This is a genomic window from Micrococcus sp. TCR-5, assembly GCF_052220525.1.
In the GTDB taxonomy this organism is placed as follows: Bacteria; Actinomycetota; Actinomycetes; order Actinomycetales; family Micrococcaceae; genus Micrococcus; species Micrococcus luteus.
This window is the reverse complement of record NZ_JBQPDO010000006.1, coordinates 94375-107307: the sequence shown is the minus strand read 5'-3', so window position 1 is coordinate 107307 and position 12933 is coordinate 94375. Positions and strand designations below refer to the sequence as shown.

The following is a 12933-nucleotide window of genomic DNA, read 5'->3' as shown; positions in this document are numbered from 1 at the left end:
CGACGCTAGCCGAGGCTCAGAACCACCCGCACGAGTCGGCGGTCCAGCGGTCGGCGAGGGTCGCGTCCAGGAACGCCCCCATCCGCGGCAGGGAGGCCACGTGGCCGCCCACGTGGGTCGGGGTGAGGAGCGGGTCGAAGCGCACCCGCGCGCCCTCCGCGCACCAGCGGCGGCCCAGGTCGCGGCCGGCGCGGTACGGGATGACGTCGTCCGTGACGGAGTGCGCGATCATCACCGGCACATCGGGACGGCGGCCCTGCGCGCCGATCCGCTGCTCGGCGAGGATCCCGGCCAGCTCGGCGTCGGAGCGGACGAGCTCAGGGAAGTCCTGCCCCGTGTGGGTCAGCGTGGCGGAGTCGAGGTGCGCGTAGGCGAGGCTGCCTGCCAGGCAGGTCTCGGCCGCGCCGTCGAGGGCCGTCAGGCCGGTCTCGTTGAGGTGCGTGGCCGGGTCCACGTCGTACGCGGCGAGCTGCCCGGCCATCGCGTAGAGCAGGAAGGCCGCGTAGAGACCGCCGTCGATCCGGCCCGCGACCTGCACGAGGTCGGCCGGCGGGGCGCCCGCGTAGGCGCCCTTGAGGTCCAGCTCCGGGGCGTAGTCGGGCGCGAGCTCGGCCGCGGCCGCGGCCGCCCCGCCGCCCTGCGAGTAGCCCGCGAGCGCGACCGGCGCGGTCGCGGTGACGCCCGACCCCGCCACCTGGGCGGCCGCGCGCACCGCGTCGAGGACGGCGTGCGCCTGGGCCTCCCGGACCATGTAGGTGTGCGTGCCCGGGGTGCCCAGGCCCTCGTAGTCGGTGACCACCACGGCGTGGCCGCGGCTCAGCAGGGACGTGATCCCGACGCCCTCGTACTGCACGCCGGTGGAGAGGGTGCGGGAGGGGGCGCAGCGGTCCGCCGCGCCCTGGGTGCCCACCGCGTAGCCGATCACGGGGCGCTCGCCGGCGCCCGTCCACGGGGCGGTGGGGGTCAGCACGGTGCCGGTCACGGCGATGGGTCGGCCCTGGGCGTCCTGCGAGGCGTACATGATGCGCGTGGCGTGCGCCGGCACCTGCACCAGTCGCACCGGGTCCAGGTAGAAGGCGGTGGGCTCGGTGCGGATCAGGGCGCCGGGGGTCGAGGGCAGGGTGGTGGGCGGCAGGTAGAAGGGGTCGTCGGCCGAGGCGGCCGCCAGGGCGTCCCGGGCCGCGTTCCAGCGGGCGTCCTCGGCCGTCGTGGCCGGCTGCGAGAGGTCCTCGACGGCGGAGCTCACCTCCGGCGCGTCGGGGGCCGGGGCGGACTCCTGGGCCAGGGCCGCGTGCGGCGCGCCGAACCCGGCGACGACGGCCACGGCGGCGGCCAGGGCGAGGGGGCGGGAGGGGCGGCGTACGGGGGCCATGGTGGTCTCCGGTCTCTGGGATGCAGATGTGACGCATCTCACCCTAGGCCAGCGACGGGGCCGTGCCCAGGTTGGCGTCGCCGTCGGGCCCGGGGCCCTGGGGCGGGTCCGGCCGCGCGGATAGGATGAGCCCGAGGGTGTCGCGCCCGCCGCGCTCCCCCGCCTGCCTGAGTCGACGACGCCTAGGAGCTGCAGCATGCCCATCGCATCCCCGGAGAAGTACGCCGAGATGATCGACGCCGCCAAGAACGGCGCCTTCGCCTACCCGGCGATCAACGTCACCAGCTCCCAGACCCTGAACGCCGCCATCCGCGGCTTCGCCGAGGCCGGCTCGGACGGCATCATCCAGGTCTCCACCGGCGGTGCCGCCTACTTCTCCGGCTCCTCCGTGAAGGACATGGTCGCCGGCTCGCTGGCGTTCGCCGCGTTCGCGCGCGAGGTCGCCAAGAAGCACTCCGTGAACATCGCCCTGCACACGGACCACTGCCCCCAGGACAAGCTCGAGGACTTCGTCCTGCCCCTGCTGGACGCCTCCGAGGCCGAGGTGAAGGCCGGGCGCGACCCGATCTTCAACTCCCACATGTGGGACGGCTCCGCCGAGACCCTCGAGGAGAACCTGCGGATCGGCCGCGAGCTGCTCGCCCGCACCCACGCCAACAAGCAGATCCTTGAGGTGGAGATCGGCGTCGTGGGCGGCGAGGAGGACGGCGTGGCCCACGAGATCAACGAGAAGCTCTACACCACCGTGGCGGACGGCATCGCCACGGTGGAGGCACTCGGCCTCGGCGAGAACGGTCGCTACCTCACCGCGCTGACCTTCGGCAACGTGCACGGCGTCTACAAGCCGGGCAACGTGAAGCTGCGCCCGGAGATCCTGCAGGAGATCCAGCAGGCCGTGGGCGAGAAGTTCGGCAAGGAGCGCCCGTTCGACCTCGTGTTCCACGGCGGCTCCGGCTCCGCCGCCCAGGAGATCGCCGACTCGGTGGAGTACGGCGTCGTGAAGATGAACGTGGACACGGACACCCAGTACGCGTTCACCCGCCCGGTGGCCGGGCACATGTTCGAGAACTACGACGGCGTCCTGAAGGTCGACGGCGAGGTCGGCGACAAGAAGCAGTACGACCCCCGCGTGTGGGGCGCCAAGGCCGAGGAGGCCATGGCCGCCCGCGTGGTCCAGGCCTGCACCGAGCTGAACTCGGCCGGCAAGAGCATCGGCTGACCCCGCCGTCCGCCGCGCCGGCCCGCACCCTCGCGTGAGGGTGCGGGCCGGCGTCGTCCTCAGCCCTCCCGCTCCTCCTGGGCCTGGAGGAACTCGAAGACCTCACGCTCGTCCACACCGGGGAAGGTCTGCGTGGGCATGGCCGCCAGCAGATGCGCGTGCATGCGCGCCGCGGGCCACACGTGCCCGCCCCACGCGGCCTCGAGCTCGGGGTCGGGGCGGCGGCAGCAGCGCGGATCGGGGCACGTGGAGGTGACCCGGTGGCGGGTGTCCGCGCCGCGGAAGTGCCGGGCATGCTCGAACGGGGTGCCCACGGAGAGGGCGAACAGCCCGTCGGGGCCGTTCTCGATCATCGAGGTGCACCAGAACGTCCCGTTGGGCGAGTCCGTGTACTGCGTGTGGGCGCGGAACCGGTCGTTGCGGGAGAAGGCCTGCCGCGCGCCCCACTTCCGGCACGCCTGCTGGCCCTCGATCGCACCGGTGTGGTCGGCGGGGAACACGATCCCGTCGTTCTCGTAGGCCTTGTGGATCACCCCGGTCTCGTGGACCTTCTGGAAGTGGCAGCGGATGCCCAGGTCCACGGTGGCCAGGTTGGTGAACCGGTGCGCCGCGGCCTCGTAGGAGACGCCGAACGCGTCCTTCAGGTCGTCCACGGACAGGTCCCGGCGCTTCTGGGCGGCCCGCAGCAGCGACGACGCCGCCCGCTGCGGCATGAGCAGCGCGCCCGCCAGGTAGTTCACCGCCACACGCTGGGCGAGGAAGTCCTCGTAGTCCCGCGGCTCGCCGTGGCCCAGGACGGCGGCGGCGAGGGCCTGGAGCACCACGGTGCGGCGGTCGTGGTCCGAGGAGCGGGAGCCGCTGATGTGGATGCGCCCGTGCTTGAGGTCTGTGACGGAGCGCGTGGAGTGCGGCAGGTCCGGGACGAAGCGCAGGGTGAAGCCGAGGTGCTCGGCCAGCTCCGAGACCGCGTGCAGGCCCAGCGGCCCGCCCGTGTGGCCGATCGCGTCGAGCAGCCGATGCGCCTCGGCCTCGAGGTCGGGGTAGTGGTTGTCCACCGCGCGCATCCGGGCGCGCAGCTGGGCGTTGGCGCGGCGCGCCTCCTCGGGGGTGGCGGCCTGCTCCTCCAGGCGACGGCGCAGCTCGGCCTCCAGCCCCGCGATCACCTCGAGGACCTCGGTGGGGGTGCGGGGCCCGATGCGCAGCGGGGGCAGGCCGAGGGAGGCGTAGTGCTCCGAGCGCGCGAACCGTTCGACCTCGATCTCCAGTTCGGCCCGCCGGGTGGGGGCCCGGCCGGTGAGCAGGTCCTCGACCGGCACGCCCAGGACCTCGGCGATCCGCTGGACCAGCGAGAGCCGCGGCTCGCGGCGGGCGTTCTCCACGAGGGACAGGTGCGAGCCGCTCACTCCCGTGTGCTCCGCGAGCTGGTCCAGGGTGAGGCCGGCCTGCTTGCGCAGGTGCCGGACGCGGCGGCCCAGCGCGACAGCGTCCACGGTCGCGCTGTCCTCGGGAAGCGGGCGGGTCATCATGCGCGGAACTGTAGACGGAACCGGGGAGGAGATCACGTGTTTCGGAAAGAAAGTCACATTCTTGACAAGCGGGGGGCCGTTGCCGTGATCCAGACCACACCGGGGCGCAAGGACTGTCACGTTCTGACCCAGTGGCAGGAACGGCCGGAGTTTCCACCGATTTTGTGCTCCAGAGGGCCTTGCCCGGGGCCAAGGTGGATGTCAACGGCAGCGACGGACACGTCGCACCGAACCCTTCACGAACCGGACCGATCCTCAGGAGGACGTCATGACCACCCAGCCCCACCACTCCACTCCCGCCTCCGCCGAACAGCTCCAGCACGACTGGGACAACAACCCCCGCTGGGCCGGCGTCGAGCGCAGCTTCACCGCCGAGGACGTCGTCCGTCTCCGCGGCCGCATCCAGGAGGAGCACACGCTGGCCCGCCGCGGCGCCGAGAAGCTGTGGACCCAGCTGAAGGACGAGAACGCCCGCGGTGAGTTCACCAACGCCCTCGGCGCCCTCACCGGCAACCAGGCCGTCCAGCAGGTCAAGGCCGGGCTGCGCGCCATCTACCTCTCCGGCTGGCAGGTCGCCGCGGATGCCAACCTCTCCGGCCACACGTACCCGGACCAGTCCCTGTACCCGGCCAACTCCGTGCCGCAGGTGGTGCGCCGCATCAACAACGCCCTGCTGCGCGCGGACCAGATCGAGCACGCCGAGGGCGTCAGCAGCGTCGAGGACTGGCTCGTGCCGATCGTGGCCGACGCCGAGGCCGGCTTCGGCGGCCCGCTCAACGCCTACGAGCTCATGAAGTCGATGATCACCGCCGGCGCCTCCGGCGTGCACTGGGAGGACCAGCTGGCCTCCGAGAAGAAGTGCGGGCACCTCGGCGGCAAGGTGCTCATCCCCACCGGCCAGCACATCCGCACGCTCAACGCCGCCCGCCTGGCCGCCGACGTCGCCGACGTGCCCAGCGTGATCATCGCCCGCACCGACGCCGAGGCGGCCACCCTGATCACCTCGGACGTGGACGAGCGCGACGCCGAGTTCATCACCGGTGAGCGCACCGCGGAGGGCTTCTACAAGGTCCGCAACGGCGTCGAGCCCTGCATCGCCCGCGCCAAGGCCTACGCCCCGCACGCGGACCTGATCTGGATGGAGACCGGCACGCCGGACCTCGAGCTGGCCCGGAAGTTCGCCGAGGCCGTCAAGGCCGAGTTCCCGGACCAGATGCTGGCCTACAACTGCTCGCCGTCCTTCAACTGGAAGAAGAACCTCGACGACGACACCATCGCCAAGTTCCAGCGCGAGCTGGGCGCCATGGGCTACACCTTCCAGTTCATCACGCTGGCCGGCTTCCACGCCCTGAACCACTCGATGTTCGACCTGGCCAAGGGATACAACGAGCGCCAGATGTCCGCGTACGTCGAGCTGCAGGAGCGCGAGTTCGCCGACGAGGCCCGCGGCTACACCGCGACCAAGCACCAGCGCGAGGTCGGCACCGGCTACTTCGACGCCGTGTCCACCGCCATCAACCCGGACAGCTCCACGGTGGCCCTGGCGGGCTCCACGGAGTCCGGCCAGTTCCACTGATCCGCTCAGCCGAGACCGCGAGGAGGCAGTCCCATGAGCCCGCAGACCACGACCCCCACCCTGCACGAGATCCATGCCGACGACGCTCGGGAGCACACGCCCCTGCCGCATGACGTGAGCACCCAGGCCATCCCCGTCGTCATCCCCGAGGGCGCCGCCCCCGTGGTGACCGTCCACGGGCCGGTCGACGGGCGGCAGGCCGAGATCCTCACGGACGAGGCGCTGGCGTTCCTCGGCCGCCTGCACCGGCTGGCCGAGGACCGCCGCCGGCGGCTGCTCGAGGAGCGGGAGTACACCCAGCGCCGCATCACCGACGGATGGAACCCGCACTACCTGCGGTCCACCCGCCGGGTCCGCGAGGACGACTCCTGGCGTGTGGCGCCGCTGGCCCCCGGCCTGCAGGACCGCCGCGTGGAGATCACCGGCCCCGTGGATCGGAAGATGACGATCAACGCCCTCAACTCGGGCGCCTCGGGCTGGCTCGCCGACTTCGAGGACTCCTCGACGCCGTCCTGGGACCGGATGCTGGACGGGCAGGTCAACCTGTTCGACGCGATCCGCGACCAGATCGACTTCACCTCCCCCGAGGGCAAGGAGTACCGGCTGCGCGAGCGCGAGCTCACGGACCGGCCGACCATCATCGTCCGCCCGCGCGGCTGGCACCTCATCGAGGACCACATCCGTGTGGACGGCGAGCCGATGGCCGGCGCCCTCGTGGACTTCGGCCTGTACTTCTTCCACAACGCCGACGAGCTGATCCGCCGCGGCCACGGCCCGTACTTCTACCTGCCCAAGCTCGAGTCCCATCTCGAGGCGCGGCTGTGGAACTGCGTGTTCGTGGCGGCGCAGGACGAGCTGGGCATCCCCCAGGGCACCATCCGGGCCACCGTGCTGATCGAGACGATCACCGCGGCGTTCCAGATGGAGGAGATCCTGTACCAGCTGCGCAACCACGCCGCGGGCCTCAACGCCGGCCGCTGGGACTACATCTTCTCCATCATCAAGAACTTCCGGGACCGCGGGGCCGAGTTCGTCCTCCCGGACCGCTCGGAGGTGACCATGACCCAGCCGATGATGCGGGCCTACACGGAGCAGCTGGTCCGGGCCTGCCACCGGCGCGGCGCCTCGGCGATCGGCGGCATGTCCGCCGTGATCCCGGACCGCCGGAACGAGGAGGCCAACGCCGCCGCGCTGGAGAAGGTGCGCGCGGACAAGGCCCGCGAGGCCGGCGACGGCTTCGACGGCTCGTGGGTGGCGCACCCGGACCTCGTGCCGGTCGCCCGGGAGGAGTTCGACGCCGTGCTCGGCGAGGCCCCGAACCAGATCCGCACCCGCCGTCGCGAGGACGTGGAGCCGGACGAGGCCGCCCTGCTCGACGTCGCCGCGACCACGGGCTCGGTGACCGAGGCCGGCGTGCGGATGAACATCGAGGTCGGGATCCGCTACATCGAGTCCTGGCTGCGGGGGAACGGCGCCGCCGCGATCCACGGACTCATGGAGGACGCCGCCACGGCGGAGATCTCCCGGTCCCAGATCTGGCAGTGGGCCCACAACGGCACCGGTGTGCAGCTGACCGAGGGCGGCGTGCGGACCGCCAACCGCGGCTGGATGGAGCAGCTGATCCGCGAGGAGCACGCTCGGATCCTCGCCGGCCCGCTGCCCGAGGGCCACCGGTTCGAGGACGCGGTGCGCGTGTTCTGCGAGTCGGCCCTGCCGCCGGAGTACCCGGCGTTCCTCACCCTGGGCGCGTACCGCCGGCACTTCGCCAGTCAGGACGACGCCGCGGCGAAGGCCTGATCCGCCGGGCCTCACGACGACGGCCGGTCACCTCACGAGGTGACCGGCCGTCGTCGTGCCGGGTGTCAGTCCCCGGACGTGGAGGGGGACGGCGAGGCCGAGGCCGACTTCGTCGGTGACGGGCTGGCCGACGCCGAGGCGGACGCCTCCGCGGCCCGCTGGGATTCGGCGGCCTCCCGCGCGGCGCCCTGGAACGGCCGCGGCGGCTGGCCGGGGGCCACGGGGCCGGGGGCGCCCTCGGGGCGGTCGATCGTGGACTGGTTGTTCAGCAGCTCGTCGGGCACGCGGCCGGTGGGGATCTCCCGGGCCTGGGCCAGGGTCTCCTCGTCCATCTGCGCGTTCAGGAAGAACGGCGAGCTGAGCTTGATGACCTCCTGGAAGTCCCCGGCGTCCTTCAGCACGGTGTCCGCGAGGTGGTCGCGGGTCTCGGTGACGAGGGTGGTGCTCTGCGCGACCGGCGAGTTCTTCACCTGGGTGAGGCCGCCGTTGGCGTCACCGAAGCCCTCCATCGAGCCCATGGTCACGGAGACCATCTCGCTGCCGTCCTCGGAGCAGGCCCACGCGGTGCGCTGGGGCAGCAGGGGGGCGCCGTCCTGGCCGCCGACCATGCCGGGGCGCAGCAGGGCGAGCAGCCCCTTGCCGGTCTTCGGGTCGAACGTGTACTCGTCCGCCACGGCGGCGGGCTCCTCCTGGCACCACTCCAGGCGGGAGCCGTCGAGGTTGTGCTGGTAGTGGACCTGCGCCAGGGGCATGCCGGGGCTGTACTCGAAGTAGCCGTTGTAGACGCAGGTGAGGAACTCGTGGGTCTCGTCCTGCGAGGCGAACAGCTGCACGATCTCGATGTTCGAGCTGTCCGGGATGTGCGTGGCGACGGCGTCCAGGGTGCGCTGGTCCAGGACGTCGCGCGTGCAGTCCATCACGGAGACGGTGTCGTTGCGGACCGCCGCCGTGTTCTTCCAGGCCTCGGTGGCGGCGCCGTCCTTGATGCCCGGGCCGACGGTCTCGAACGCCTGACGCGGCTCGGCGCGCGGGGTGCCCTCGGCGGACTCCGACGCGAGGGCCTCACGGACGCGGGACGCCGCGGCGGACGCGGGGTCGGTGGGGCTCTCCGTGGCCGAGCCGGCTGCGGCCGAGGCCGCCGATCCGCTGGGTGCCGCGGCGGTCGACGAGGCGGGCTCACCGGACTGGCCGGCCGAGCCGCAGCCGGCCAGGGCGAGGGCGAGGGCGGCGACGCCGACGGCCAGCGGGGCACGGCGGCGGGCGGGCGCGGGGTGGGTCATGGAGGCTCCTTCGACGGCATCGGCGGCCCGGCCCCGGGAGCGTGGGGCTGCGGACGGACGCTGCGCCTACGGTACCGGACCGTCCTGGACGCGGGGACGGCGATCCGTCCGGCGTCCGGCGCCGTCGATAGACTCGGCCGCGACCGCATCGTCCGCGAGGAGAAGAGGCATCCCATGTCCGAGTCCCTGATCGGCAAGAACCTGATGGAGCCGCCGGCCACGCGCCTGCCGGAGGAGCCGGAGGTGCTGGCCCGGCTCGAGGCAGGTGACCTGCCCGAGGACATCGTGCCGGTGGCGCCCGAGTCCTCCCTGGTGTGGGCGCTCATGGCGGAGGACGCGTGGGCCAAGGGCCGGACCGTGGACTCCTATGCGTACGCCCGCGTCGGCTACCACCGGGGTCTGGACGCGCTGCGCCGGGCGGGGTGGCGCGGCGCCGGCCCGGTGCCGTACGCCCACGAGCCCAACCGCGGCTTCCTGCGCGCCCTGTACGCGCTGGGCCGCGCGGCCGCCGGGATCGGGGAGTCCGAGGAGGTCGAGCGCATCCGCACCTTCCTGCGGGACTCGGACCCCACGGCCGCAGAGCAGATCGAGGCCGGCCAGGGCCGCGCCCAGGGCTGAGCGGAGCCGTGGCCAAGCTCTACTTCCGCTACGGGGCCATGAACTCCGGCAAGTCCACGGGCCTGCTGCAGGCCGCCTTCAACTACGAGGAGCGCGGCCAGCGGGTGCTGCTGGCCAAGCCGGAGGTGGACGTGAAGGGGGAGGGCGACGTCGTCTCCCGCCTCGGTGTGACCCGCGCCGTGGACTTCCTCGTCCCGGCGGGCGCGGACGTGCGGGAGCTGTTCCGCCGGCACGCCACCGGTGACGACCCGGACGCCCTCGTGGGGCACGTGGAGGCCCCGCCCGTGGCGTGTCTGCTCGTGGACGAGGCACAGTTCCTCGAGCCGGCGCAGGTGGACGACCTGCTGCGCATCGCCGTGCTCGACGGCGTCCCCGTGATCGCCTACGGACTGCGCACCGACTTCCGCACCCGCTCCTTCCCGGGCTCCGCGCGGCTGCTGGAGCTGGCGCACTCCCTCGAGGAGCTGAAGACCATCTGCCGGTGCGGCCGGAAGGCGGTGTTCAACACGCGCAAGGTCGTTGACCCGGCCACGGGCGCCGAGCACTTCGTGTTCGAGGGGGACCAGGTGGCGATCGACGGTGTCCAGGTGACCTACGAGTCCCTGTGCGGCACGTGCTACCTGGCGGAGTCCGGCGGTGCCCTGGGCTGAGGCGGCCATTGCCAGGCAACTGCCAGGCTGCGTGACGGCTGCGCCCATGCTCGGTTCGTACGGTGGAACCACTTCATCGAGGTGCGAGTGATGAAGGTGCGAGTGATGACAGGCGATGGGCCCCGGTGATCCCGGGGCCCTTCGTCTGTCCTGCCACGTCCGGCATCGGCCGATCGGGTCAGAGCGAGACGAGCAGGAGCGTGCCGCCGAAGACGAGCCCCGACGCGAGCAGCACGACCGTGGTGTACCCCAGGATGTCGCGCATCTTCAGCCCGGCGATCGCCAGAAGGGGGATTGCCCAGAACGGCTGGATCATGTTGGTCCACTGGTCGCCGTAGGAGACGGCCATGATGGTGATTGCCGGGTCCACGCCGAGCGCCTCCCCGGCCTGGAGCATGATCGGGCCCTGCACGGCGAACTGTCCGCCGCCGGAGGGGACGAAGAAGTTCACGAGGCCCGCGGCCAGGAACGCCAGCAGGCCGAACGTCACCGGGTTCGAGATCGCCACGAAGGCGTCCGAGAGCACCGCCACCAGGCCGGTGGTCGTCATCATGCCGAGGATGCCCGCGTAGAGGGGGAACTGCAGCAGGATCTCGCCCACGTTGGACGCGGCCGACTGGGTGAGGCCGATCAGCTCGTGCGGGCTGCGCACCAGCAGCAGGATCAGCGCGAGGAAGGACCAGTTGACGATGTCCAGGGTGAGGGTGCCGCCGCCGACGAAGTGCATCACCAGATAGACCACGAGCATGGCGCCCACGAGGAGCGTGGGGACACGGGAGGCGTCGAGGCGGTCCGCCGGCGTCTCGATCTCCGGTGCGGGCACGGCGTCCTGGTCCCGCGCGTCGATCTCCAGCTCCACGATCCGGTCCCCGGCGCGCGGGGCGACGAGGAACAGGGCCAGGGCCACGACGAGCACGGTCACCACGGCGGCGGTGATGTTCCACCAGGAGAAGGTGGTCTCCGAGACCGGGACCGTCCGGCCGTCCAGGCTCTCCGTGAGGAACGAACCGGGGGTGGCGGCCGTCAGCGGGCCGGAGCCCGAGTACCCCATGTGCCACACCACGAACCCGGAGAACCCGGCGGCCACCAGCATCGGGAAGTGCAGGACCAGCCCGCGCTCACGGGCCTGCGCCGCGACCTCCTTGGCCAGCAGCGCACCGACCACCAGGCCCAGGCCCCACGTGATGAGGGAGGCCGCCGCCGCCACCACGAACACGAAGATGTAGGCGGCCAGGGGCGTGCGGGGAATGCTGGCGAGCCTGGCGAGCAGACGGCGCACCGGGCCGGTGTTCGCCAGGATGTGTCCGAGCATGAGCACGAGCGCCATCTGCGTGATGAACGCCAGCAGCCCGGACAGGCCCTCACCCCAGCCCACGACGACGTCGGCCGGCCCGGCCGGAGTGAGCAGCGAGGACCTCCTCTGTTGTGAGGCGGGCCTCGACGCTGGAGATGGCCTAGGGCGTGTCTGAGAATGGATCCAGGGACCCGCTGAGACCCGGGAGGCTATGTCCCGGTTCCAGGTCGTCTCCGACGCCAAATCGGAGCTGATCGCCCCGCTGCTCCAGACCGCACGGGCCGGCAGGGTCGACCCTTCTCGGATGCCCGCACGATGGGCGAAGCGATCATCTACCGGTGCAGGTGCGGGACTCCGTGGCGGGATCTGCCCGAGGTCAACGGGCCCTGAGAGGCCGCGTGGATCTGACATCGACGCAGGGTGTGGGCACTGGTCTGTCCGGGGGCTGACTCGAGGACTTTTGTTCGTACCCTGTCTGTCATGGCCACCCCTCTCCTGGAGCTCGCCGCGAGTCGAGGCGTCTGCTTCCCGCTGCGAGCCCGCCGGCTGACCCTCACCCCGTTCCGGGGTCTCGATGCACCCGCCGTGTGGGGCTTCTGCCGTCTCGAGCAGGTGTGGACGTGGACCTCGGGCCGTCCGGAGAGTGAGGGCGCGCTGCGCGAGTCCTACCTCGGGGCGGGGGACCGCCTCACCGTGCGGGCCGGAGACGTCATCGTCGGTGTCGGGAAGGTCGCGGTGCAGGACGCGTGGAGTCAGGACGGCCCGCAGGAGGAAGCCCGGGACGCCCAGGCCGAGCTCGGCTGGACGATCGATCCGCGCCAGGCCGGGCAGGGCTATGGCACCGAGCTTGCGCGAGCCCTGCTGGGCTTCGCGTTCGACGATCTGGGTGTGCGACGCGTGGAGGCTCATGCCTTCGCGGACAACGCTCCGAGTCTGCGCATCATGGAGAAGGTGGGGATGCGTCACGAGGGCACGTTCAAGGAGGAGTCTCTGCATCTCACGCGCGGCTGGGTGGATGGTGCCACCTACGCGATGCTCGCCTCGGAGTTCCATCCGCCCCTTACGCAGGAGTGATCCCGCCGGCCACGACCGCATGATCTGCCGCTCCGCCTCCGAGGGCCGTGTGCCAGCATGGGGCTGTGAGCCGGGTGGGGAATGAGCGTGAGTGGCGGTGGCGCATCGGTGTGGCATCTGCCCTGGTGGGTTCGGCTGGTGTGTTCGCGGGGCTGCGGCAGGATCTGGGACTGGGGTGGGGTCTGACGCTGGTGGCCGTCACGGCCCTCGGGGCGATGCTCGCCTTGCGAGGGGTGCATCACCGGGTCGAGGCGGAGCAGGCTCGCCGCAACGTGTTCGACGCCGGAGCCGGCTCCACCGCGTGGGTGATGCTGCTGATGGGGGCCGCGGTCATTCCGGGGCTGGCGCTGAACGTGATCGACGACGCCGGCGTCCGGGCGGTCGTGGCCGGTCTGCTCGGCGCGGTGCTCGCTGCCGCCGCCCACGGCATCCTCGCGGCGACGACGACGTTCGAGGAGCAGCCTCGGCCCGAGCCGGTCCCTCTGGACCGGCACGGGCGCTGACGTCGGGGTCATGGCCCCCCGCTC

Annotated in this window: 10 protein-coding genes and 2 pseudogenes; 8 read left to right on the top strand and 4 right to left on the bottom strand. The window is 72.0% G+C overall.

What is annotated here, in order from left to right:
• Positions 1 to 16 precede the first annotated feature (16 nt).
• The gene (locus ACTSKS_RS05370) at positions 17 to 1372 is read right to left on the bottom strand and encodes a lipase family protein (RefSeq protein ID WP_078025970.1); all 1356 of its coding nucleotides are present in this window, start codon (positions 1370 to 1372) and stop codon (positions 17 to 19) included.
• 196 nt (positions 1373 to 1568) lie between these two features.
• Between ACTSKS_RS05370 and fbaA the strand changes: the two genes are divergently transcribed.
• Positions 1569 to 2591, top strand: coding sequence for a class II fructose-bisphosphate aldolase (gene fbaA, locus ACTSKS_RS05365; protein ID WP_036317314.1), 1023 nt, complete (start codon positions 1569 to 1571; stop codon positions 2589 to 2591).
• A gap of 59 nt (positions 2592 to 2650) precedes the next feature.
• Here fbaA and ACTSKS_RS05360 read toward each other — a convergent pair whose 3' ends face one another.
• Positions 2651 to 4117 (bottom strand): helix-turn-helix domain-containing protein, encoded by a 1467-nt coding sequence (locus ACTSKS_RS05360; protein WP_051995313.1) that lies wholly within the window; start codon positions 4115 to 4117, stop codon positions 2651 to 2653.
• A gap of 268 nt (positions 4118 to 4385) precedes the next feature.
• On the opposite strand from ACTSKS_RS05360, the gene aceA reads away from it, so the two are divergent.
• Both aceA and aceB read left to right on the top strand, forming a co-directional pair.
• Positions 4386 to 5693, top strand: a complete 1308-nt coding sequence (aceA, locus tag ACTSKS_RS05355; protein ID WP_012750705.1) for an isocitrate lyase — start codon at positions 4386 to 4388, stop codon at positions 5691 to 5693.
• 33 nt (positions 5694 to 5726) lie between these two features.
• Complete coding sequence (aceB, locus tag ACTSKS_RS05350) at positions 5727 to 7490, top strand: malate synthase A (RefSeq protein ID WP_080695016.1); 1764 nt, start codon at positions 5727 to 5729, stop codon at positions 7488 to 7490.
• 65 nt (positions 7491 to 7555) lie between these two features.
• On the opposite strand, the gene ACTSKS_RS05345 is transcribed toward aceB, so the two are convergent.
• Complete coding sequence (locus ACTSKS_RS05345; RefSeq protein WP_036341081.1) at positions 7556 to 8770, bottom strand: hypothetical protein; 1215 nt, start codon at positions 8768 to 8770, stop codon at positions 7556 to 7558.
• A 174-nt stretch (positions 8771 to 8944) separates the two neighbouring features.
• Here ACTSKS_RS05345 and ACTSKS_RS05340 point away from each other — a divergent pair, with 174 nt between their 5' ends.
• The gene (locus tag ACTSKS_RS05340) at positions 8945 to 9388 is read left to right on the top strand and encodes a DUF3151 domain-containing protein (protein ID WP_036341078.1); all 444 of its coding nucleotides are present in this window, start codon (positions 8945 to 8947) and stop codon (positions 9386 to 9388) included.
• An 8-nt stretch (positions 9389 to 9396) separates the two neighbouring features.
• Positions 9397 to 10038: a thymidine kinase gene (locus ACTSKS_RS05335; protein WP_010079593.1), complete on the top strand. Its 642-nt coding sequence runs from the start codon at positions 9397 to 9399 to the stop codon at positions 10036 to 10038.
• 178 nt (positions 10039 to 10216) lie between these two features.
• Here the strand turns inward: ACTSKS_RS05335 and ACTSKS_RS05330 are convergent.
• A pseudogene (locus ACTSKS_RS05330) lies at positions 10217 to 11446 on the bottom strand (short-chain fatty acid transporter); the annotation flags it as partial.
• A gap of 97 nt (positions 11447 to 11543) precedes the next feature.
• On the opposite strand from ACTSKS_RS05330, the pseudogene ACTSKS_RS05325 reads away from it, so the two are divergent.
• From ACTSKS_RS05325 to ACTSKS_RS05315, 3 genes and pseudogenes are all read left to right on the top strand, one after another.
• Positions 11544 to 11719 (top strand): annotated as a pseudogene (locus tag ACTSKS_RS05325) (transposase); the annotation flags it as partial.
• Between the two features lie 93 nt (positions 11720 to 11812).
• A complete protein-coding gene (locus tag ACTSKS_RS05320) occupies positions 11813 to 12406 on the top strand; it encodes a GNAT family N-acetyltransferase (RefSeq protein WP_235188205.1) in 594 nt (197 codons plus the stop codon).
• Between the two features lie 125 nt (positions 12407 to 12531).
• Positions 12532 to 12909, top strand: a complete 378-nt coding sequence (locus ACTSKS_RS05315) for a hypothetical protein (RefSeq protein ID WP_442927350.1) — start codon at positions 12532 to 12534, stop codon at positions 12907 to 12909.
• The last annotated feature ends 24 nt before the right edge of the window (positions 12910 to 12933 follow it).